General features: G+C 65.8%; 18 protein-coding genes. 9 read left to right on the top strand and 9 right to left on the bottom strand.

Translation table 11 applies throughout. The features are described from left to right. Positions 1-44: 44 nt before the first annotated feature. Both AL072_RS08600 and AL072_RS34220 read right to left on the bottom strand, forming a co-directional pair. A complete protein-coding gene (locus AL072_RS08600; RefSeq protein ID WP_045580682.1) occupies positions 45-827 on the bottom strand; it encodes a TerB family tellurite resistance protein in 783 nt (260 codons plus the stop codon). Then, positions 824-1,156: a hypothetical protein gene (locus tag AL072_RS34220; RefSeq protein WP_144428176.1), complete on the bottom strand. Its 333-nt coding sequence runs from the start codon at positions 1,154-1,156 to the stop codon at positions 824-826. Before AL072_RS34220 ends, AL072_RS08600 begins: the two co-directional genes overlap by 4 nt. Here AL072_RS34220 and AL072_RS08605 point away from each other — a divergent pair. Together AL072_RS08605 and AL072_RS08610 are read left to right on the top strand one after the other, a co-directional pair. Then, positions 1,155-1,718, top strand: coding sequence for a GNAT family N-acetyltransferase (locus tag AL072_RS08605; protein ID WP_045580681.1), 564 nt, complete (start codon positions 1,155-1,157; stop codon positions 1,716-1,718). The two genes, AL072_RS34220 and AL072_RS08605, sit on opposite strands and share 2 nt — an antisense overlap. 192 nt (positions 1,719-1,910) lie before the next feature. Next, the gene (locus AL072_RS08610; RefSeq protein WP_045580680.1) at positions 1,911-5,540 is read left to right on the top strand and encodes a hydantoinase B/oxoprolinase family protein; all 3,630 of its coding nucleotides are present in this window, start codon (positions 1,911-1,913) and stop codon (positions 5,538-5,540) included. Between the two features lie 147 nt (positions 5,541-5,687). Here AL072_RS08610 and AL072_RS08615 read toward each other — a convergent pair whose 3' ends face one another. Continuing rightward, entirely contained in the window at positions 5,688-7,634 is a 1,947-nt protein-coding gene (locus AL072_RS08615; protein ID WP_045580679.1) for a sigma-54-dependent Fis family transcriptional regulator, read from the bottom strand. Between the two features lie 252 nt (positions 7,635-7,886). Between AL072_RS08615 and AL072_RS08620 the strand changes: the two genes are divergently transcribed. Beyond that, complete coding sequence (locus AL072_RS08620; protein ID WP_082108818.1) at positions 7,887-8,801, top strand: GGDEF domain-containing protein; 915 nt, start codon at positions 7,887-7,889, stop codon at positions 8,799-8,801. 228 nt (positions 8,802-9,029) lie between these two features. Here AL072_RS08620 and AL072_RS33300 read toward each other — a convergent pair whose 3' ends face one another. From AL072_RS33300 to AL072_RS08640, 4 genes are all read right to left on the bottom strand, one after another. Next, the gene (locus tag AL072_RS33300) at positions 9,030-10,211 is read right to left on the bottom strand and encodes a Fic family protein (RefSeq protein ID WP_158511049.1); all 1,182 of its coding nucleotides are present in this window, start codon (positions 10,209-10,211) and stop codon (positions 9,030-9,032) included. A 273-nt stretch (positions 10,212-10,484) separates the two neighbouring features. After that, positions 10,485-11,252, bottom strand: coding sequence for a hypothetical protein (locus tag AL072_RS08630; RefSeq protein ID WP_045580677.1), 768 nt, complete (start codon positions 11,250-11,252; stop codon positions 10,485-10,487). A gap of 70 nt (positions 11,253-11,322) precedes the next feature. Continuing rightward, positions 11,323-11,871, bottom strand: coding sequence for an SDR family oxidoreductase (locus AL072_RS08635; protein WP_045580676.1), 549 nt, complete (start codon positions 11,869-11,871; stop codon positions 11,323-11,325). Position 11,872: 1 nt separating this feature from the next. After that, on the bottom strand, positions 11,873-12,544 hold the full coding sequence (locus AL072_RS08640; RefSeq protein WP_045580675.1) for a hypothetical protein: 672 nt from the start codon (positions 12,542-12,544) through the stop codon (positions 11,873-11,875). A gap of 691 nt (positions 12,545-13,235) precedes the next feature. Between AL072_RS08640 and AL072_RS08645 the strand changes: the two genes are divergently transcribed. The 6 genes from AL072_RS08645 (at position 13,236) to AL072_RS08670 (ending at position 17,301) form a co-directional block, all read left to right on the top strand. After that, on the top strand, positions 13,236-13,658 hold the full coding sequence (locus AL072_RS08645; RefSeq protein ID WP_045580674.1) for a hypothetical protein: 423 nt from the start codon (positions 13,236-13,238) through the stop codon (positions 13,656-13,658). A 319-nt stretch (positions 13,659-13,977) separates the two neighbouring features. Next, positions 13,978-14,388, top strand: a complete 411-nt coding sequence (tnpA, locus tag AL072_RS08650; RefSeq protein ID WP_045580673.1) for an IS66-like element accessory protein TnpA — start codon at positions 13,978-13,980, stop codon at positions 14,386-14,388. Next, the gene (gene tnpB / locus AL072_RS08655) at positions 14,385-14,732 is read left to right on the top strand and encodes an IS66 family insertion sequence element accessory protein TnpB (RefSeq protein ID WP_045580672.1); all 348 of its coding nucleotides are present in this window, start codon (positions 14,385-14,387) and stop codon (positions 14,730-14,732) included. The genes tnpA and tnpB overlap by 4 nt, the downstream gene beginning before the upstream one ends. Before the next feature lie 79 nt (positions 14,733-14,811). Next, positions 14,812-16,455, top strand: a complete 1,644-nt coding sequence (gene tnpC, locus AL072_RS08660) for an IS66 family transposase (protein WP_045580671.1) — start codon at positions 14,812-14,814, stop codon at positions 16,453-16,455. Positions 16,456-16,696: 241 nt separating this feature from the next. After that, the gene (locus AL072_RS34870; protein WP_045580670.1) at positions 16,697-16,990 is read left to right on the top strand and encodes a type II toxin-antitoxin system CcdA family antitoxin; all 294 of its coding nucleotides are present in this window, start codon (positions 16,697-16,699) and stop codon (positions 16,988-16,990) included. Continuing rightward, positions 16,990-17,301: a CcdB family protein gene (locus tag AL072_RS08670; RefSeq protein WP_045580669.1), complete on the top strand. Its 312-nt coding sequence runs from the start codon at positions 16,990-16,992 to the stop codon at positions 17,299-17,301. Before AL072_RS34870 ends, AL072_RS08670 begins: the two co-directional genes overlap by 1 nt. 110 nt (positions 17,302-17,411) lie before the next feature. Here AL072_RS08670 and AL072_RS08675 read toward each other — a convergent pair whose 3' ends face one another. Together AL072_RS08675 and AL072_RS08680 are read right to left on the bottom strand one after the other, a co-directional pair. After that, positions 17,412-20,768, bottom strand: coding sequence for a Swt1 family HEPN domain-containing protein (locus AL072_RS08675; RefSeq protein WP_045580668.1), 3,357 nt, complete (start codon positions 20,766-20,768; stop codon positions 17,412-17,414). A 31-nt stretch (positions 20,769-20,799) separates the two neighbouring features. Next, positions 20,800-21,393 carry a hypothetical protein gene (locus AL072_RS08680; protein WP_045580667.1) on the bottom strand — a complete coding sequence of 198 codons (594 nt, stop codon included), beginning with the start codon at positions 21,391-21,393 and terminating at the stop codon, positions 20,800-20,802. Between the last annotated feature and the right edge of the window lie 13 nt (positions 21,394-21,406).

Below are 21,406 nucleotides of genomic sequence, written 5' to 3' on the forward strand. Positions count from 1 at the left end.
GAAATCAACCTGGAATCGACGCGCTCCGTCCTGGTGCGCGGATATCAGGACAGGGCGGCGGCGCCTTCCCGTTCGCGGCGGATGCGGTCGTAGGCGGCATTGACCAGCGCGAGTTTCTGGGTCGCCAGATCGATGAATTCCTGCGGCATGCCCTGGGCCACCAGCCGGTCGGGATGGTGTTCGCGCGCCAGGGCACGATGGGCGGCCTTGATCTCCGCGCCGTCGGCATGGCGCGGCACGCCCAGCACCGCATACGGATCGGACCCGGTGGGGGTGCCGGCCAGATGGTGCCCGGCGACGATGCGGCGGAACTCGGCCTCGTCGAATCCGAAGATCACCGCCACGGCGCGCAGATATTCGACCTCGGTGTCGTGCAGCTCGTCGTCCGCCTCGGCGATCATCAGCAGGCTGTCGAGCAGTTCCTCGAGCACCGCGTGCCGGTCCTCGAACAGGTTGGCGATCTGGCGGGCATACTCCTCGAACCCGTGGATGTCGCGGCGGGCGAGATCGAAGACGCGGCCGACATTCGCCAGCTCGTCGGCCGGGACGCGGAACAGCCGCTTGAAGGTGTCGACCTCGACCCGCTTCACCACCCCGTCGGCACGCGCCATCTTGGCGGCCAGCGCGATCACGCCGATGGTGAAGGCGACGGTCTGCTTGGCCTCCTCCGCCTCGGCATGGCTCATCGGCTTGCGCGGCTCGTCCTTGGCGCCGCAGGGCGACCAGATGTCCACCGCATGGCCGGCCATCCCGCTGAGCAGGGCACCCAGCGGCCCGCCGGCGAACAGCCCGGCCGCGCTGGCGAGAATCTTGCCCCAAATGCTCATGGTCCGTCTTCCGCTCTCGTCTTCAGGCCCTTGCCTGAATCGGCCGATACCGCGTGGCAGCATAGCGGCCGGGGGAGGGTCGGCCAACTGTGTCGTCCCGGCAACAGGCCTGCATTGTTGGTATCGCAAATTTCTAATAAGCGCTTGCGGAATCCGCCCGAGGCGCCATGTTGCAATGCAACAAAGGGTGCCGCCGAGAGTGCCCGCACCGTGATAAGCATGTGGCCGCCCGCCCGATCCGCCGGGATCGCCGGGCATGGTCCGAAGGTCTGGGGAAAACGTTCTGCGCGAATGCGTTTTCGAATTTCGAGAACCGTGAGCAGAGCCATGACCGTCATCCGCAAGATCATGCCGACCGAACTGCCGCAGTATCGGGCGCATCTTCTCCGCCTGGACCGCACCGACCGCTATTCCCGTTTCATGGGCACGCTGTCCGACGAAGCGGTCGAGCGTCATTGCGCCGCCATCGACTGGGGCCGAACAATCCTGCTCGGCGCCTTCGAGGGGGGCGTGCTGCGCGGCGCCGTCGAATTGTGCGGCGACCGCATCCTGTGGCCGAACCAGGCCGAATTCGGCATCAGTATCGAGAAGGCGCTGCAGGGCAAGGGAATCGGCAGCACGCTGGTCCGCCGCACCCTGACCGCCGCGCGCAACCGCGGTATCCGCCATGTCCACATGATGTGCCTGCCGGAGAATGCTCGCATGCGGGCGCTGGCCCGCCGATTCGGCGGCCGGATCGCGCTGGACGGCGGTGAGGTCGCCGCGATGTTCGAACTGCCGCCGCCCAACCAGTTCTCTATTGCGCTGGAAGCGCTGGAGGATGGCAGCGGCGCCTTCAACAGCATCCTGTCCGGCGTGTCCGGTCTCCAGCGCGACCGTCTGGCCGCCTGATCCCCTGTGCTCTTTCCGCCGCGGCGCCGTGTCCCGTGTGCGGCCCGCCATGCTTGCGGTTGAAATTCGCTGCCGGATCGCGAAACTCCGGCCCACGCGCGGTGCGGTTGCCGCGCGCGGATTTCGGCGGGTGCGACCATGGGCGTGAACGACAGGGCGGCGGTTGGCGGAGCGGATGGGGCCAAGCCGGATATGGCCAGACCGGCCCGCTGGCAGTTCTGGGTCGACCGTGGCGGCACCTTCACCGACATCGTCGGCCGCCGGCCGGATGGGGCGGTCGTCACCCACAAGCTGTTGTCGGAAAATCCGGAACGCTATGCCGACGCCGCCGTCCAGGGCATCCGCGACCTGCTGGGCCTGAAGCCCGGCCAGCCGATCCCCGCCGACACGGTGGAGGTGGTGAAGATGGGAACCACCGTCGCCACCAACGCGCTGCTGGAACGCAAGGGCGAGCCCACCGTCCTGCTGGTGACCGAGGGACTGGGCGACCAGTTGCGCATCGGCCATCAGGCCCGCCCGAAAATCTTCGCCCGCCACATTCATCTACCCGACCAGCTCTATTCCCATGTCGTCGAGGTGCCGGAGCGGGTGATGGCCGATGGCCGGGTGCTGAAGCCGGTCGACCTGCACGCCGTCCGCCGCGGGCTGGAGGAGGCCCACCGCCGGGGCTTCCGCGCCGCCGCAATCGTGCTGATGCACGGCTACCGCTATCCCGAGCATGAGCGGCAGGTCGCCTCGCTGGCCCGCGCGGTCGGCTTCACCCAGGTCTCGGTCAGCCATCTGGTCAGCCCGCTGATGAAGCTGGTCGGCCGCGGCGACACCACGGTCGCCGACGCCTATCTCTCGCCGGTGCTGCGCCGCTATGTCGACCGGGTCGCCAACGACCTCAGCGTCGACGGCATGCCGGTGCCGCTGATGTTCATGCAGTCCAACGGCGGCCTGACCGACGCCCGCCGCTTCCAGGGCAAGGACGCCATCCTGTCGGGGCCGGCCGGCGGCGTGGTCGGCGCGGTGCGCACCGCCGGCATGGCCGGCTTCGACCGGGTGATCGGCTTCGACATGGGCGGCACCTCCACCGACGTCTCGCATTATGCCGGCGAGTATGAGCGCGCCTTCGACGCGGTGGTTGCCGGCGTGCGGGTGCGTGCGCCGATGATGCACATCCACACCGTGGCGGCCGGCGGCGGCTCGCTCTGCGTCTTCGACGGCACCCGCTTCCGCGTCGGGCCGGACAGTGCCGGCGCCAATCCCGGCCCGGCCTGCTACCGTCGCGGCGGGCCGCTGACCGTGACCGACTGCAACGTGATGGTCGGCAAGATCCAGCCGCGCTTCTTCCCCCAGCTCTTCGGCCCGAACGGTGACAAGCCGCTGGACGCTGAGGTGGTGAAGGCCCGCTTCGCCGAGTTGGCCGCCACCGTCAATGCCAAGCTCGGCACGGCGATGACGCCGCAGGAGGTGGCGGAAGGCTTCCTGCGCATCGCCGTCGACAACATGGCCAACGCCATCAAGACGATCTCGGTGGAGCGTGGCCACGACGTCACCGGCTATACCCTGAACGGCTTCGGCGGGGCGGCGGGGCAGCATGTCTGCGCCGTCGCCGACGCGCTCGGCATGACACGGGTGTTCCTGCACCCGCAGGCCGGCGTCCTGTCCGCCTACGGCATCGGGCTGGCCGACACCGTCGCCATCCGTGAGCGCGCGGTCGAGGGGCCGCTCAGCGACGCCGTGGTCGACCGGCTGACCATGCTGTTCACCGACCTGGAAACCGAGGGCCGGGCCGAGCTGACCCGCCAGGGCGTCGATGCCGGCCGGCAGGCGATCAACCGCCGCGTCCATCTGAAGGCCGCCGGCTCCGACACCACCCTGACCGTCGCCTTCGGCTCCAAGGTCGCGATGACCAAGGCCTTCGAGGAGGCGCACCGCCGGCGCTACGGCTTCCTCACCCCCGGCACCGCGCTGGAGGTCGAGTCGGTGACGCTGGAGGCGGTCGGCCTGACCGACGTGCTGGAGGATCCCGACCGCATCGCCGCCACCGCGGTGCTGCCGCGCCGGCTCGCCACCGTTGGCATCCACACCGGCGGGCAGCGTCGCGAGGCGCCGCTCTACGACCGCAGCCAACTGCAGCCCGGCAACCGCGTCGTCGGTCCGGCGATCCTGGCCGAAGCGGTCTCGACCACGGTGATCGAGCCGGGCTGGATGGCCGAGGTGACGCGCAAGAACCATCTGGTGCTGACCCGGCTGGAGCCGGCGGCCCAGCGGCAGGCCGCCGGCATCAAGGGCGGGGCGAAAATCGACCCCGTCATGCTGGAGGTCTTCAACAACCTGTTCATGTCCATCGCCGAGCGGATGGGCGTGACGCTGGAGAAGACCGCGCGGTCGGTGAACATCAAGGAGCGGCTGGACTTCTCCTGCGCCCTGTTCGACCGCGAGGGCGGGCTGATCGCCAATGCGCCGCACATGCCGGTCCATCTGGGATCGATGGGGGAAAGCGTGCGGGCGGTGATCGAGCGACAGGCCGGCAAGTTCGCAGCCGGCGAGAGCTTCGCGCTCAACGACCCCTATCATGGCGGTACCCATCTGCCGGACATCACGGTGGTCTCGCCGGTTTTCGACGAGGCGGGCCGGGATCTGCTGTTCTTCGTCGCCTCGCGCGGGCATCACGCCGATGTCGGCGGCATCACCCCCGGCTCGATGCCGCCGGACAGCAGGACCATCGCCGACGAGGGCGTGCTGCTGGATTGCGTGCCGATGGTCGAGAACGGCCAGTTCCGCGAGGAGGCGCTGCTGGAACTCCTGCGCTCCGGTCCGCACCCGGCGCGCAACCCGGCGCAGAACATCGGCGATCTCAAGGCGCAGGTCGCGGCCAACGAACAGGGGATGCGCGACCTGCACCGCGTCGTCCGCCTGCATGGCCTGTCGACCGTCACCGCCTACATGCGCCATGTCCAGGACAATGCCGAGGAGCAGGTCCGCCGCGCCATCGGCGTGCTGAGCGACGGCGATTTCGCGGTCACGCTCGACAACGGCGCGGTGATCAAGCTGCGGGTGTCGATCGACCGGGCCGCGCGGTCGGCCATCGTCGATTTCTCCGGCACCAGCTCGCAGTTGCCCAACAATTTCAACGCTCCCTCCGCGGTCTGCCGGGCGGCGGTGCTCTATGTCTTCCGCTGTCTGGTGGACGACGAGATCCCGATGAACGAGGGCTGCCTGCGCCCGATCGAGATCGTCATCCCGCCCGGCTCCATGCTGGCGCCCAATCCGCCCGCCGCGGTGGTCGCCGGCAATGTCGAGACCAGCCAATGCATCGTCGACGCGCTGTTCGGGGCGCTGGGCGTGATGGCGTCGGCCCAGGGGACGATGAACAACACCACCTTCGGCAACGAGTGGCACCAGTATTACGAGACGGTCTGCGGCGGCTCCGGCGCCGGCAACGGTTTTGCCGGGACTGACGCGGTGCAGACCCACATGACCAACTCGCGCCTGACCGATCCGGAGGTGCTGGAATGGCGCTTCCCGGTGCTGGTGGAGAGCTTCCGCATCCGCCGCGGCTCGGGCGGGGCCGGGCGCTGGCGCGGCGGCGACGGCGTGATCCGCCGCCTGCGCTTCCTGGAGCCGATGACAGCCGCCATCCTCGCCAACCACCGCAAGGTGGCTCCCTTCGGCCTGAAGGGCGGTGCTGACGGCGCGCTCGGTCGCAGCTGGGTGCAGCGGGCCGACGGCACCGTGCAGGAGCTGGCCTCGCAGGACCGCACCGCGGTCGTGCCGGGCGACGCCCTGGTGATCGAGACGCCGGGCGGCGGCGGCTATGGGGCGGCTGGGTAAGGGCGGTGTGATGCCCCCTCCCTAACCCTCCCCCACCTTCGGTGGGAGAGGGGACTGCCGCTGAACTCCCGCAAAGCTCCTACCCCCTCTCCCGCGTTAGCGGGGGAGGGATGGGGAGGGGGCATGCGCCGCAACGACTCCGCCCCGTCACTCCACCCGGTGCGGCGCCACGATGCCGAAGCGGTGCATCTGCCGGTGGACGGTCGAGCGGTCGACCCCCAGCACCCGCGCCGTGGCCGATACGTTCCAATGCAGCCGCCGCAAAGTTTCACGCAGCCGGGCGGCCGGATCCTCCTCCGCCGGGATCGGCCCTGCCGTCGTCTCCTCCGGCGCCGGCCAGGCCTGGAACAGGCCGCTGTGCTGCACCGGTTCCGGAAGATCGGCCAGGTCGATCGACCCGCCGTCGCTGACCGCGCAGGCGTAATCCAGCGCATTCACCAGTTCGCGCACATTGCCGGGCCAGCCATGGCCGCGCAGCGCCGCCAGCGCCGCCGGGGTCAGGCGGTACGGCATGTCGTCGCGGTCGGCGCGCTCCGCCAGCAGCCGTTCGATCAGCCAGTCGAGGTCGCCGCGCTGGCGCAGCGGCGGCACGGTGAACACCGCGCCGTTGAGACGAAAGTACAAGTCGTCGCGGAACCTGCCGGCCTTGACCAGCTCGATGAGGTCGCGGTGGGTGGCGCCGATGACGCGGACATCGACGGACACCGCCTTGGTCCGGCCGATCGGCGTCACTTCGCGCTCGGCCAGCACGCGCAGCAGCCGGGTCTGCGACGCCAGCGGCATGTCGCCGATCTCGTCCAGGAACAGGGTGCCGCCGTCCGCCTCCAGGATCAGCCCCTTCTTGCCGCGCGCCGTCGCCCCGGTGAAGGATCCGGGTTCGTAGCCGAACAGCTCGCTCTCGATCAGGTTCTCCGGCAATGCCGCGCAGTTGATGGCGACGAAGGGCTTGGCCCGGCGGATGCTGGCCTTGTGCAAGGCCTTGGCCAGATGCTCCTTGCCGGTTCCGGTCTCGCCATGGATCAGCAGGCTCATGCGGGTGTTGACCAGCTTGGCCGCCCGGGTCAGCACCGCCTTCAGCGCCGGGTCGCCGCCGGACACGGCGCGCAGCGGCTCGGGCAGCGGGGCGGCGTCGGCGGCATGGTCGGCGCCGTGGCCGCGGGGCAGGGTCAGCGCCGGCGGCGGCATCGCCTGGGCGAACAGCGGCAGGCCGGTGCGGCGCAGGCGCAGCGTGCGCTGGTCGGTGGGCAGCGAGCGGACGAAGCGCACCAGATCATCGACCTCGCAATCGAACAGCTCGGCGAAGCTGCGGCCGAGCGGCGACACCCCGTTCTCGGCCAGCAGGTCATGGGCCTTGTGGTTGAAGCCGATGACCCGCCCGCCATTGTCCAGCGCCAGGACGAAGTCGGGGTCGACCTCGGCGAATTCCTGCGAGGCGGACAGCTTCACCACCCAATCGCGGCGGTAATTGTTGTAGAGGTTCGCCGTTTCGATCTTGTGGACATAGGCCTTGACCATCTGCAAGGCCAGATACTGGCTGATCTTCGGCTCCGGCGAATGCAGGGCGGAGATGTCCAGCACCGCTGCCAGTTCCCCGCCGCTGTCGAACACCGGGGCGGCGGTGCAGGTCAGCGGGATGTGGGTGGTGTCGAAATGATCGGTCTGATGGACGGTCAGCGCTTCGGCGGTGGCGATGCAGGTGCCGACCGCGCAGGTGCCGGCATGGCCCTCGTTCCAGTCGGAGCCGAGATACAGCCCGGCGCGGCGCAGGTGGTTGTCGAAGGTCGGGTCGCCGATGAAGTCCACCGTGACGCCGTTGCTGTCGGTCAGCAGCAGGACATAGCCCATGCCGGCGACCTGCCGGTACAGCGCCTCCAGCCCGAAGCGGGCCATGCGCAGGAATTCGTCCATCGCGTCGCGGTGCTCGCGCAGCCGCTCCTGCGGCAGGATGTGCGCCTCGCGCCCGACGGTGGGGTCCAGCTTGTGGTCGGCGACGCAGCGCCGCCACGAGGTTTCGATGATCGGATCGCGGCTCGACGCCACGCCGGCGGATACACGGACGAGTTCATCGATGTGGGCCGCGCGCGCGCTGTCCATGGTCGTGCCTCCCGCATTATCGTCCGCTTGCCCCGCGAACTGATTGCGGTCACAGTAGCAATCCGGCGCCCCGGCACGCAACGTGTGCAAAAGCATCAGACCGGATCGCTCGCTTTTCCCTGCCGCGCAGGCGGGGCCGATGCCCTATGACCCGGCTTTTCGTTATGTTTCCGTGACCTGACGTTAAGGACATTTGCACACGTCCGGCCTCATGCTCCATAAACGGGACGGGATCGCCGGGAGCCTTCAACTTTGCGGATCTTGATCGTCGACGATTCACCGCGCCATCTGACCATGATGGTGTACGAGCTGAACAAGCTCGGCTACGCCACCAGCGTGGTCGAGACCGGCGCGGCCGCCATCGAGGCGGTGGCGAGCGAACGGTTCGACGTGGTGATGGCCGACATCCGGCTGGACGACATGACCGGGCTGGAACTGTGCTGGCACCTGCGCACCGCCCAGGGGCTGCGCCATCTCTATCTGATCCTGATGATCCCCGGCAGCATGACCGACCAGTTCCACGAGTTGGTGGAGGCCGGCGCCGACGAGTTCCTGCGCAAGCCGCTGGACTGGAAATGGACGGCGGCGCGCCTGCTGGCCGCCTCCCGCGTCGTGGCGATGCAGCGCGACCTGGAAAGGCTGGCGACCACCGACGCCCTGACCGGCGCCCTGAACCGCCGCCGCTTCCTGGAACGGGGGGCTGAAGAGTTTACCCGCTCGCGACGATATGATCGCCCGCTGTCGGTGGTGATGTTGGACATCGACCATTTCAAGCGGGTCAACGACACCCATGGCCATGCCACCGGCGACGAGGCGATCCGCGCCACCGTGCGCGCCTGCAAGGAGACCTTGCGCGCCTGCGACATCATCGGCCGCCTGGGCGGCGAGGAATTCGCGGTGGTGATGGCCGAAACCCCGCCGGTCAACGCCTTCGCCGCGGCCCAGCGCCTGCGCCAGAAGATCGCCGCGACCGCCATCCCGCTGGAGTCCGGCGGCGAGTTGCACCTGACGGTCAGCCTGGGCCTGGGATGGCTGAATGCCAGCGACACCGGCATCGAACCCATTCTGGCCCGTGCCGATACCGCCCTCTACCGCGCCAAGAATGCCGGCCGCAATCGGGTGGATGTCGAGCCGCAGATCGGTTTGCCGAAGTCGTTGGCGGGGTAGGGGCGGGGCAAGGGGCGGTTGCAGGGTCGGCCCGGCATCATCGATGCTCCCGACGTCGGCGGAGCCGCAATCGACTGTATGCCCTCTTGAATCCGCACAAAGAAAAACCCCCTGACTTCCTCGCGGAAACCAGGGGGTTTTCAATGATGGTAGCAGCGGAGTGCTGCCACCGTTACAGTCCTACCATTGAGATCGACTGCTGAAGCTGGAGATCAGCTTTGACGGCATTCAAGCCGCCTCTATCCCAGCCACTGGCGCAATAAGTGTAGCGAGCAGTTCAATGTTTCCTTCATCCGCTGCCTGCAACGCAGTATAATAAGCCGCTCCTCTGTCCAACAAGCTCATGTTGGCCACACCAAACATATCCAAGGTTTGCTGCATCAATATTGCCCTAGCCGCCCGTCCATTTCCATCCTCAAACGGATGAATCATCAAGAACTTTGCATGGAAGTTTGCAATTGATCGGAGCTTGTCCTTCGGCTTGGCCGTCGCCAAGCGGCTGTACTGGCTACTCCACTCTTTACAAAGCTTTTCTATCAGCTCAGGAACCTGATCTGGCGAAATCGGCTCAAGGTACTGTGAATTTGGTTGTCCCACACGAGACAGATGAACTCGCCCCATCCGGAACCGCCCAACAGCACGAGATGGCAAATCAAAGCACGTAAGCCGATGGAAGCCCATCACAAGAGAAGGGGTCAGCTTTTCGGTTAAAGGCTGCACCGTCGGTTCGGCCTGAAAATCTTCATAAGACAGATGATCAGGCGTAGGAGGTATCAAAGATACCTCAACACCCTGAGAAAACGCCACCTCCCCCAGCGTACGATTCATATAATCCTGCCCCATAGCTAGCCTATCCAATCTAAGAGATAGGTTCCTCAACTCCCTATTATTTAGATCAAGAGCATTTTCCAGCCGGTTACTGGACTCAGAAAACCAAGCAAGCTGTTCTTCAACGGTCATCCCAATACCAAGGTACTGAATGCGGATGCCGTATCCTGACGGAGAATCCAAAATTCCCCTTATGCGCTCCAAATAAAATATCTCGCCTTCCTTGCCTACATCAGCGGCAATCTTCTTGAGCGATTCCCTCTCCCCAATAGTTAAAGACTGATTTGTAACGAAAACCAATCCATCTCGAGCATGCCTAACAGGGCCGTCGAGGTCATGCTTAAATTTCTTCTTAACATTAGCAAAACTTACCAAACCGTTTGGGAAATAAACAGCAGCAACCCAACGCTTCCCGCCCTTTTCACACAGTATATCTTTTCGTCCATCAGGCCCTCCCAGTGGCGCCTGTGGATCTATATCTTTGAATCCAGCCAAGTCCAATACGGCGGCAGCTAATCTCTCAGTCTTGGTCGCGCCATCACGCCAGACCATCAACTTGAGTTCGGTGTCGTTTGCGGCCATCAGCCTCAAGGCCTCGTTTATTTCTAGGTGCTTCCTCATAGTATCAAAACACACCACGATGCAACAGGCATTCACGCCGTAATCAGAATAAGAACGCATGGGAAATTACTGATACATCTTCCCACCGGCGTAACGCTCGCTCTCATTAAAAAGGAAATCCTCGGCGAAAGACTGCCAGAAGCTCCACATATTTGAGTATGCTCAACTTTACTGGGGCCCAATCCCGTTCGGTCACCGGTGCGCCCATGGCCGCTTCCTTTCTAGCCGTCCCCGTCAGAACTTGACTAGAACAGTGAGTTGGTAATCGTGCCGCTCCTGGACTACCCTCTTGTAGTCTGCGGAGATCTTGACGAACTTGGGCACCTCCAGCCGCCCCACCACGCTCAACGTGCTCTGAGCCTCGCTCGACAGGTTCACCTTGACCCTCCTGCTCTTGATCTGGTTGGCGCCATCGCGCCGCATCTCGATCAGGGACCGCATGTTGGGATCCCCCATAAGCCCCGTGCGCCGCAGCAGCCGCTCGGCCGCGGTCACGTCCGGTGGGCCCCCCGTGAACTCGTCGTGTAGGTCCATCTGGGAAAGCACCTTCGCCAAGTCCTCGGCCTTGCCCTTGACGCTGCCCTCCGCGCCGAGGCGGGAGCCCTTCATGTCGAGAGACTGCTCCCCCTTGCTCGTGCTCAGCGTGATCTGCTCGACGCTGACCTCCGTGGCCCCGAGATGACGGCACAAGACCGAGAAGTACATGTGCTTGGCGAGCGCAAACCGCTGGGGTGCGAGGTAGGCCTCCTCGTAAGTGTCCACATTGAAGGGGCTCTGCACCAGCATCGCACCCGGACGCAGGAGTCCGGCCTCTGAGAGGTTCCGGAGGGCCTGGGGGCTGTCTTCGCCCACGGGGAGCGGCAGGGGCAGCACGTAGGTCTCGTCGTCGACGAGCGTCCGTTCGGCGCCGGGCTCGTACTGGCAACGCTCCACCTCATGCCGTTGGAGCACCAGAATCGCCTTGCGGCTGCCCGGATCAGATGGGAAAGAACCGGTCGACATTCCAAGAACATCCTCCGGGACCGACGAGGAACCTACGGCGCACGGTCCCACCTGCCGCCGTCGGCGAGGCCTAAGGCCGAGGCGAGTCGCTGCTCGACACCGAAGCCGGCGTCGGGTCCGGCCGCCGTGACCAAAAGGACGTGAGGGCCACGACCAGCGCGAAGGCCAACGCTCCGAGCCACAGCACCCGACCGAATCGATGAGGCGGCGGTGCACTCGGCGCGCTCGCGATGGCTCGGCGGACGAGATCGGCCTTCGCGGGATCGATGCTCCGGCCGATGTACCTGGCGAAGGCGTCCAGCCCCTCGGTCACCCGTGCCACAAGCACCACTCGGTCGCCGGCTCCTAGTTCGCCATGGCAAAGGATTGGGGCGATGCGCCCGGCCACGTCCCGCTCCACGGAGGGTACCAACAAAACGAACCGGTCGCCGCGAACGGTGAGCCTGACCCCGCCTTGGTCGAAGGTCCGCTGCCCTGCTTTGGTCACGCCGGACAGTTGCGAGGCCGCCTCTTGCCGCCGCGCCGCGTCGTCCGGCTCCAAATCCTGCCCGCTGACGCGGTAATGGTCCGCGGACTGATTGTCGAGCGCCTGCGCCTTGAACACCAAGTCCGGTGCCATGCTACAGCTTCCTGAAGATATCGTAGACTAGGGCCTCACCGACCTCTCTCGTCACCATGCTACCCAGCGAGAACTTCACGTGCTTTGCGCCTCCGCAATGGGCCACGAGTTCCGCCACCGCTGGGAGCTTTCGGAACCTGTCGTAGTAGTCGCCGACCTTGTCGCGGGTGAGGTCCGCAAAGGCAGGATCGAGGTCGCAATGAGTACCGACCACGAAGAACTGTGGCCGTCTTGACCGTGCTCTCAGCCAGTTACCTATGTGCCGCATGTCGTCGCGCACTCGCTCCTCCACTTGGGTGCTCCCGGCAAGCAGGAGATCCGCGCGCAGTAGGTACAGCACGAGGTCGGCCCTATCGGCGACTTCCTTCCAATCCGCGTAGTGGAATTTATCGCCCGGCACGTCTAGGGTGTCGTCGATCTTCAAGTCTAGGTCTTTAAGGCTGAACCGGCGGCCGGTCGCCCTCTCCGCACTGTTGGTCTGCTCATAAATCTCTGGGATCGACCCCGTAGACAGGATCTTGATCATGCAGGTCTTGCCGACTTGGCGCGCGCCCAGGACTGCCACGCGCTTGCCTCTCCAGGCCGTGATGATGCCATCCCAGTTGAGCGCCACCGCGGTGGCACCACCGATCACGAGGGAGATCGCAGCCGCGATTAGAAAGGGCCAAACCATGAACGCCACTCCGCAGCGCGCAGAAAATTGATCTCACATTTTAACCGTTGGTACGTCTTCGGGTAAAGTGAAGTCTGCTCTTTTCGCCTATTCGTTAATCATGCGGGATACCTGCAACGTATCGGCTTAACCGGTCAGGCGCCGCGCCCCCTATCACGCGAAAGCCGATCCACTGGCTCAGAAGGCCTTCGCGGCCTGCTTCCGCTGGTGCTCGCAGGCGCTTCAGCGGGAAGAGCCCGCCACACCGCTGGCGTCTGGACATTGGATGAGCACCGTGTCGGGCTCAAGCCGGTGCTGCACCGAATCTGGGCACCGGGCGGCCACCACCCTGTCGCACGCGGGCACCACCGCTTCGAGTGGCTGTACATTAACGGCTATGCCACGGGATAGAGTCCCTAAATTTTCCCAATGAGTTCAACACACTGACTTGATAGCGGCGGAGGGCTCTCATCGTTACAGTCCTGTGATCGAGATCGACTGCTGAGAATTTGAGCGGTCTGCCTCGTCCACTTCCGATCGGCGTCGGGGCGATCCCGTATCTCCAGACCGGACGGTACGACGCGTCGATGAATGGGCGGGCCGACTGCGACCGATTGGGCGGTAGGTTCAGCAGGACCGACACGCTCCCGTCTCCGTCCTTTCCATGCTTGGCACCGGAACCGCCACCGTCGGTGGTGGACGGCCGCCAACCATGGAGAGCCGCATGCCCGACACCGTGATGTTCCCACAGACCGCCATCGCCAGCAACGCGGAGGATGGCGTCCTCGCCGACGCGCTGGTGCGCGAGGTCGCTGCTGGTCGCCATCCCCGCGTCACTCTCGACCGGCCTCTCCCGCCGGCCGCGCGTTTGGCGGCGGAGACCCTCGCCGACAGTCTCGACGAGTTGGACCGCGACCTCGCGCGCCTGCGCCGCCGCCACAGCGCTCCGACCAGCACGGGCGGCCGAATCCGGCTCGCCATCGCCGAGGCCGAACTGCTCGGTGGCTACGTCCGCGATGTGGCCAAGACTCTGGCGGCACTGCGTGGCGCCGACGCCGCGGTCGAGAAGGCCAGCGAGCGGGGCCAGCCGCTTTATGTGGCCGACGAGCGCATCATCCTGCGCCTGCACTGGTAGGCAACGGGCAGGAACGAACTCGATGTCCTCGAGGCGACGGCGCCCCATCCGGTCAGACACGGTTCACCTTGGACAGGTGAGAGGATCAGGGGATGCTCGAGGGCATCGTCAACAGGACTCGCTGCTGAGCGCACAGATCACGCCTGCGAAGTTTCTCGACGGGATGTTGAGGCCGGAGGACACCCTCCGGTGGGAACTGACCGATGAGGTCGAATGCGCAGGGTACGCCTCCGGTGAGGGCCGCCTTGGCAAAACCGGGTCTGACGTCTGAATTTTGCGTGGCGCGTCATCGCGCGGACGCAAACGAGTTGCAAACGTCATGGCTTATCAGCGGGTCGAGGTTTTGACGGGCCGGGAACGGCGGCGGAGCTACACGCCGGCGGAGAAGGTGCGGATGGTGGAGGAGGCGTTCCGGCCCGGCGTGGTGGTGACGGAGGCGGCCCGTCGGTTGGGCGTGCACGAAAGCCTGCTGTATCGCTGGCGGGACCTGATGAAGGTCGGCGGGACGTCCGTGGCCGAACCGCCCAGCTTCGTCGCGGTGACCATCACGCCGGAGCCGAGCGTCACGGAACCGCCGGTCGTGGCCCCCTCTGAGCCATTGCCGCTTTCGGCCACGCCGGCCACGTGCCCGGCGGTCGTCGAGGTCATCCTGCCCAGCGGGGCACGCCTGCGTCTGGAAGGGGCGGTCGATCCGGCCCTGGCGGCGGCCGTCGTCGGTGCCCTGGCATGATCCCGGTGCCGAGCGGGGTGCGGGTGTGGCTGGCCACCGGACACACCGACATGCGCAAGGGCTGGGCGAGCTTGGCGTTGCTGGTGCAGGAACGCTTCGCCCAGGACCCGCACAGCGGCCATCTCTTCCTCTTCCGCGGACGCCGCGGCGATCTTGTGAAGATCATCTGGTATGACGGCCAGGGCAGTTGCCTGTTCATGAAGAAGCTGGAGCGGGGGCGTTTCATCTGGCCGACGTCGGCGGACGGTGCGGTGTCGATCTCGGTTGGACAGATGGGCTATCTGCTCGAAGGCATCGACTGGCGCAACCCGCAGAAGACCTGGCGCCCCGAGGCCGCGGGGTGACTGCGACACGGTGAATCGACGCACCGGTTCAGGGAGGATTGCGGCGGCTCAACGGCGCGATCCCCGGTAAACTGGCCCTATGACCGCTGCCCCGACCCCTGCCGTCTTGGCCGACGATATTGCCAGCCTGCGCGCTGCCTTGGCGCAGGCCGAGGCGCGGGCGGACGCGGCCGAAGCCGAAGCGGCGCGGGCCAAGGCGATGGCGTCGAATACCGAGGCGCTGATCGCCAGCCTGAAGCTGGAAATCGAGAAGCTCCGGCGCGAACTCTACGGCACGCGTTCCGAACGCAAGGCGCGCCTGCTGGACCAGTTGGAGTTCCAGCTCGAAGAGCTGGAAGCGACAGCCAGCGAGGACGAGCTGGCGGCCGAGCAGGCCGCTGCCAAAACCACCGCGGTGGCGGCCTTCACCCGCAAGCGGCCATCGCGCCAACCCTTTCCCGACCACCTGCCGCGCGAGCGCGTCGTTGTGGCGGCCCCGGCGAGCTGCCCGTGCTGCGGCTCGGACAAGCTGTGCAAGCTGGGCGAGACGATCACCGAGACGCTGGAGGTAATCCCGCGCCAGTGGAAGGTGATCCAGACGGTGCGCGAGCGATTCTCCTGCCGGGCCTGCGAGACGATCAGCCAGCCGCCGGCGCCGTTCCACACCACCCCGCGGGGCTGGGCCGGCCCCAACCTGCTGGCCACCCTGCTGTTCGAGAAGTTCGGCCAGCATCAGCCGCTGAACCGGCAGGCCGAACGCTTCGCGCGCGAGGGCGTGCCGCTCAGCCTGTCCACTCTGGCCGATCAAGTGGGCACCGCCGCCGCGGTGCTGAAGCCGCTGCACGACCTGATCGCCGTGCATGTGCTGGCGGCCGAGCGGCTGCATGGAGACGATACACCAGTGCCCGTGCTGGCCAAGAGCAAGACCGACACCGGGCGGCTGTGGGTGTATGTGCGTGATGACCGGCCGTTCGCCGGCCAAGCCCCACCGGCAGCGCTGTTCCACTATTCGCGCGACCGCAAGGGCGAGCATCCCGAACGGCACCTGGCCGGCTTCACGGGCTGGCTGCAGGCCGATGCGTTCGCCGGCTATAACCGGTTGTACGAACCCGACCGCCAGCCGGGACCGATCCATGCCGCGCTGTGCTGGGCGCATGCCCGGCGGGGCTTCTTCAAGCTGGCCGACATTGCCGCGAACATCAGGCGCGGCAAGGACGCCCCGCCGATCTCACCGCTGGCGCTGGAGGCCGTGAAGCGCATCGACGCCCTCTTCGAACTCGAGCGCGCCTTGAACGGCAAGCCGGCGGCCGAGCGGCTGGCGGCCCGCCAGGAGCACGGCGTCGCCCTCGTAGCCGCGCTGGAGAACTGGTTGCGGACAGAGCGCGCCCGGCTCTCCCGCCATGCCCCAGTGGCCAAGGCGATGGACTACATGCTGACCCGTTGGGACGGCTTCACCCGTTTCCTCGCCGATGGCCGGCTGTGTCTCACAAACAACGCCGCCGAACGCAGCCTGCGCGGGATTGCACTCGGGAGGAAAGCATGGCTGTTTTGCGGCTCCGATCGCGGCGGGCAGCGGGCAGCGATCATGTACGGCCTGATCAACACGGCGAAGCTCAACGACGTCGATCCCCAGGCGTGGCTCGCCGACGTGCTGGCCCGCATCAACGACATGCCCCAAACCCGCTTGCGCGAACTCCTGCCCTGGGAGTGGAAGGCAATCCGCGAGCAGACGAAAGCTGCCTAACCGCGGCACTCAGCGGATGCTTACTGCGCAGGCGAGGGTAGCCGAACTGGAAGGCCGAGCGGCACTCGGGAAATGGCCGAGATCGGCTCCCCGGCTGCCCTCGACTTTGGAAGCTCGCACGCTGGAACCGGCTCCGGTGACAAGACGAACTGCCTGGCGTCTGGAGGAATCCTGCGCTCCCCGAGGAGTTGCACGTCTTGCTAATGCGCATTATCATACACACGATACGGCGGAGGACGATATGAGTCACATCCAGCGGACCGCAACGGGCTACGATGTCGGGGCGTCGAAGAAGCGTGTCAACCTCACGCTCAACGAAGACCTCGTTCGCGTCGCCCAAGCCTACACCGACAACCTCTCCGGGACCATCGAGACGCTCCTCGCCACGTGGGCGCAGACGGAACGGCGGAAGCGGGAGGACGATCAGGAACACCGTCGGAAGGTCGCCGCGGCGTGGAACGCCTTCGACGAGCGGCATGGTCGCTTCGCCGACGAGTGGAACCGGGACTTCATGCCGGACGACGAGACCCGCTGATGCCGCAGTTCGATGTCCACCGCAACCCGGGTCGCACCAGGGCCGCGATCCCGTTCGTCCTCGTCGTGCAGGGCGACCGCTGGAAGGACCGCGCCGATCGCGTCGTCGCACCGCTGGTTCTGGCGAGTGAAGTGGGGTATCGCGACCCGACCTTGAACCCGGACTTCACCATCGACGGCACGGCGGTCATCCTGAACCCGCTCCAGATGGCGACCATTCCCACCCGCGTGCTCGGTCCTGCGGTGGGGAATCTCGACGGCGACCACATCCGGATCATTGCCGCGCTTGATGCCCTAATCGCACAGGGATAATGGAATTCAATCAGAAGTTCTGAATCGGCGCAGATCATGCTGACCTTACGCCGATATTCAGACTATCTTAATGGTAATTTACCTTTTCAGGCTTCTTAACACGACATGGTTCATTCTTCTTCGAACCCGTGGCTGGTGAATTTCAGGGTACGGCTGTTCTCGGTGATGGTGCGAACGAGATGATCCGGCACGCCGTTGGGCAGATGAGCGGCGATCTCGAGCGTTACCGTCACCTCGGTTCCCATCAAACCGACCAGATGGGAAATGACCTCTTCCGCGATGCGTCCGGCATCTCTTCCGACACGCATGGCATCGAGTGGCACAGTACCGTGAAAACGCCGCAGCACCCGCTCGCGCGGCGTAACTGAACCACTTACGCTATTGCCGACGAACACACCGGTGGCTTCCTGCATGGAGGTCGGTCGGCTTGCGTCTCCCTCTGGCACGGCAAAGACAACCGGAGCGGGAGCCGAGGCATCTTCGGCCTGCTGCCGAACCGCGACGTCCGGCTTCACCAGAACACCCTCGAGGCCGTCAGCCGACAGGGACGACGGCTTTCCGCATCGCAGCCCGCGGTACCTGTTTCCAGCCTCATCGAAGCTGTCGGCGTAAGCGAACGTCTCGCGCTCCCAGAGCAGGGCGCTCAATCCGTCGCCGACGGCGGCGGCGAGAACTTGTGAATCTCGCAAGCGAGGCAGGTACAGATAGCGGGCGAAGTCCTCGGCGAGTTGCTTCACCGCGACATGATTGCCGCGCCATAGCGGAACGCGGTCCAACTCCATGCGCAACCGGGTACCGGCGAGCGCTGGGATGAACAACTCTTCACTGCGCAGCTTCTTGCTCGCCCGAACGGCCAGCGCGTCCTGACCCGTCAGTTTGAACGCCTTCCATTCCATCGGCGACTGCGGAGTTTCCTGGATGGGTACGATGAGCCACTGATAGGATTCCGGCATCCGTGCGGCGACGGTGCTGTCGGCGATCTTCATCTGATTGTCGGCTTGCTTGACCTGCTGCGGATCCAGGTTCAGCCCGTCCTTCTGGGAAACGATCGACTCCCACGCAAGGTAGCGGCGCACAGCTTCGTCGAGATCCTGAAGGCGGGTCTGGTCGACCGCCAGAAACACCAGGGCATTCTGATACAATCGGGGCGCGCTGCCCCTGGAGTCCAGGATGGCCTTGGCTGCGGCCTGCGCCCGATTGGCCGGATCCTTGCTGTAGGGGTGATCGACGCCGAGCACCACCAGTCGGGCCTCCATGTCGTCGGACACGTCGGCGCCCGTGCGCGGCAACTCGTGGATGCGTCGGAAATCACCGCTGGTGCGGAGATCACGCGCGAGCCGCTTGCCGATTTCCTCGGCAACGGCGTCGGGGTTGCGCTTGTACTGCTCGGCCCGATCCTCCGCCATCTTGGTGACGGTCGGCTGGGTCGAGTACCAGTATCGGGCGCCGTCCTGGTACAGGTAGGTGGCGGCGTTCGACAGACGGCGAAGCGCGTCCCCGAACAACGCCGGCGCTTCCCCCGGCATCACGCAGCCGAGCTTGATGCGGCGATCCTCGACGCCCCGGTTCGCCGCTGTCGCAGTGGGGGCGGTTCCGAGATAGATCGTGCGCGCCACCCGGCGGCAGGCGGAGATCCGGCTGAGATTCGTGGCGCTGGCGTCGATCTGCAACGGCAGGGCGTTGGGGCCGTCCACGTCCTTCTCGATGATCGGCTTCCAGATGTCGGGCAGGTAGCGCGTCAGCTCATCGCGCACGCGTGGGTCGTCGATCTGAAGGTTGCCCGGCATGATCAGGGGATTGCGGTCTCCCCGCTCCCACAGGCTGTGGATCACCGCCGCCATCAGGCGCAGGACGCCGCGGGTGCGCTGGAACTTCACCAGCGTGGACCATTCGGTGTAGAGCCGGTCGAAGATCTCCGGGTGGATCGGGTAGGCCGCCTTGATGCGCCGCTCATAGTCGATGTCGCGGCATTCCGGCGGGAATTCCTGACCCTGGTCGTTGTAGAGTTCGTGAAACTCACGCGCCACCGCGTCGCGGGCGACGAACTGCGACCGATCCAGCAGCGGTTCGAACAGCCGGCGTCGGACGATTTCGAAGCCTTCCTCGGTGCTGGCCGGCGCCCACGAGGACTCCACCCGACCGATGACGTTGCGCAGCCGGTCCAGGGCCGCCCGGCCCCGCGCGCCGCCGACCTCCTCGTCGTCGGCCCGCGCGTGCGGGGACACGGCGGTGTCGGAGGCCGGAAGGCTGATGACCAGCAGGCAGTTGCGGGCGAGCTTCGCCGATTCCGTCAAAGCCTGGGCGAAGGAGAAATGCGTCTCGAAACTGCCGCCCGGCAGATCGGACTCGTCGTGAAGCTGACGGGCGTAGGCGACCCATTCGTCGATCAGGATCAGGCACGGCCCGTATTCGTTCATCAGCTCGCGCAGGGTGTCGCCGGGGCTGGTCGCCCGTTCGTCGTCGGCCCGCAGACGCTCGAAGGCGGGACGGCCGCCGAGTTGCCACGCCAGTTCACCCCACAGGGTGCGCACGGTCACGCCGTCCGGCTTCACGCTGGGGTTGCCGGGGGAAATCTTGTTGCCGACGAGTACCACCCGTTTGACCGATTTCGGCAGCGTGTTGATGCCGCTCTCGCTCAGCAGGGCATCCACCCCCAGCAATTCGCCGGGCGCCGTCCCGGAGAACAGATGGTAAAGCGCCAGCATGGAGTGGGTCTTGCCGCCGCCGAAGTTGGTCTGAAGCTGCACCACCGGGTCGCCGCCCTGGCCGCACACCCGCAAGGCGGCGCCTTTCAGGAGCTGCTTCAGGCTCTCGGTCAGGTAGGTGCGGCGGAAGAATTCGGCGGGGTCGCGGTATTCGTCGCTGCCCTCGCGCAGATGGACCTGCCACAGGTCGGCGGCGAATTCGGCCTGCTGGTAGCGGCCGCTGGCGACGTCGCGGTGCGGGTTCACCACCTCGCGCCATGGCTTCATCGTGCCGGCGGCGAGGCTTTCCACGGCGGTGCCCGTGGTCTTGCGCCGTTCGCCGCGCATCTGTTCCTCGAAGACCAGACGGCGCAGTTCCATCTTCATCCGGGCGACGTCGTCGGCCTGCGGCGCCGAAACGGCGGTCAGCAGGCGGGCGATGCTGTCGAGGCCACGGTCGGCGTCGTCGCTCGAAAAGGGTTCCTGATGCGCCCAGCGGTTGCGGACGCCGCGGATTTCCCCGACCAGACTGCGTTCCGCCGGCCCCAGCGTCGCGCGGAACACCTCGTTCCAGCTTTCCCACATCAGTTTCAGCAACGGGGCGACGTCCCAATCCGAAGGCGGGCGATTCTTTGTCAGCGCGTCCTCGGCGAAGCCGCGCAGGGCTGGGATCGTCACCCCCCCCTTCAGCGCGGCGGTGAGTTCCCGGTCCACATAGGGGCCGAGACCCGCCTTCAGAAGATCGAGCGCCTTGCCGACGCGTTCTTGGTTGGTCATCGCCATGTGCAGAAACTTTCCGGTCCGGTGGCCAGCGTCAGAGGAAGGCGCGGTTGATGGTGACCTTCAAGGTCTTGGGATCGACGGGATGCTCGGCGACGCGGCCGCGGCCGGAAGCGTTCTTGATGCGGATGCCCCGCCCATCGTCGCCCCAGTCGGTTTCCGCCTCGCATTCGCGCAACCACTGGATGAGGCGCGGGAAATGCCGGTTGGCCCCGACATTCATGCGCAGTTCGATGGAGGCGGACACACCAATGCGTTTCAGCGCGTTGCGCAGGAAGATGTTCATTGGAACATCGACCAACTCATCGTTGCTTGCCATTTCTGCCGCAACTTCATAGATCGCCTGCTTGACCTGATTGGGAGTCAAGTCGTCCATGTCTTGGATCCGCGCCATTTCGACATCATTCCCAGACACTTCAGCGATCAGATCTTCCGCCGAATCGGGAGTCGGAATATCGAGTTGTTCAGCGATTCCCTGGAAATCCGTTCTCGACTGAAGCTTGCTCTTGAGGAGTTCAAGAACGCTCTTGAAGCGATCGGTGGGCGTGTAGCCGGTGATCGGCATCGGCTCGCCGAATTGCTGCTCCCAGGCGTTGGCGATCGCCGTGATGACCTTGTGATAGGTCATGGAACTGATCTTC

It is taken from the genome of Azospirillum thiophilum, assembly GCF_001305595.1.
Lineage (GTDB): Bacteria > Pseudomonadota > Alphaproteobacteria > Azospirillales > Azospirillaceae > Azospirillum > Azospirillum thiophilum.

What these genes read in the sequence shown, in the direction of transcription:
- AL072_RS08670 (WP_045580669.1), top strand. Translation starts at nt 16,990, where the DNA reads ATGCCGCAGTTCGATGTCCACCGCAACCCGGGTCGCACCAGGGCCGCG.
- tnpB (WP_045580672.1), top strand. Translation starts at nt 14,385, where the DNA reads ATGATCCCGGTGCCGAGCGGGGTGCGGGTGTGGCTGGCCACCGGACAC.
- tnpA (WP_045580673.1), top strand. Translation starts at nt 13,978, where the DNA reads ATGGCTTATCAGCGGGTCGAGGTTTTGACGGGCCGGGAACGGCGGCGG.
- AL072_RS08630 (WP_045580677.1), bottom strand. Translation starts at nt 11,252, where the DNA reads ATGTCGACCGGTTCTTTCCCATCTGATCCGGGCAGCCGCAAGGCGATT.
- AL072_RS08675 (WP_045580668.1), bottom strand. Translation starts at nt 20,768, where the DNA reads ATGGCGATGACCAACCAAGAACGCGTCGGCAAGGCGCTCGATCTTCTG.
- AL072_RS08635 (WP_045580676.1), bottom strand. Translation starts at nt 11,871, where the DNA reads ATGGCACCGGACTTGGTGTTCAAGGCGCAGGCGCTCGACAATCAGTCC.
- AL072_RS08610 (WP_045580680.1), top strand. Translation starts at nt 1,911, where the DNA reads ATGGCCAGACCGGCCCGCTGGCAGTTCTGGGTCGACCGTGGCGGCACC.
- tnpC (WP_045580671.1), top strand. Translation starts at nt 14,812, where the DNA reads ATGACCGCTGCCCCGACCCCTGCCGTCTTGGCCGACGATATTGCCAGC.
- AL072_RS08615 (WP_045580679.1), bottom strand. Translation starts at nt 7,634, where the DNA reads ATGGACAGCGCGCGCGCGGCCCACATCGATGAACTCGTCCGTGTATCC.
- AL072_RS08600 (WP_045580682.1), bottom strand. Translation starts at nt 827, where the DNA reads ATGAGCATTTGGGGCAAGATTCTCGCCAGCGCGGCCGGGCTGTTCGCC.
- AL072_RS08645 (WP_045580674.1), top strand. Translation starts at nt 13,236, where the DNA reads ATGGAGAGCCGCATGCCCGACACCGTGATGTTCCCACAGACCGCCATC.
- AL072_RS33300 (WP_158511049.1), bottom strand. Translation starts at nt 10,211, where the DNA reads ATGGCCGCAAACGACACCGAACTCAAGTTGATGGTCTGGCGTGATGGC.
- AL072_RS08640 (WP_045580675.1), bottom strand. Translation starts at nt 12,544, where the DNA reads ATGGTTTGGCCCTTTCTAATCGCGGCTGCGATCTCCCTCGTGATCGGT.
- AL072_RS34220 (WP_144428176.1), bottom strand. Translation starts at nt 1,156, where the DNA reads ATGGCTCTGCTCACGGTTCTCGAAATTCGAAAACGCATTCGCGCAGAA.
- AL072_RS34870 (WP_045580670.1), top strand. Translation starts at nt 16,697, where the DNA reads ATGAGTCACATCCAGCGGACCGCAACGGGCTACGATGTCGGGGCGTCG.
- AL072_RS08680 (WP_045580667.1), bottom strand. Translation starts at nt 21,393, where the DNA reads ATGACCTATCACAAGGTCATCACGGCGATCGCCAACGCCTGGGAGCAG.
- AL072_RS08605 (WP_045580681.1), top strand. Translation starts at nt 1,155, where the DNA reads ATGACCGTCATCCGCAAGATCATGCCGACCGAACTGCCGCAGTATCGG.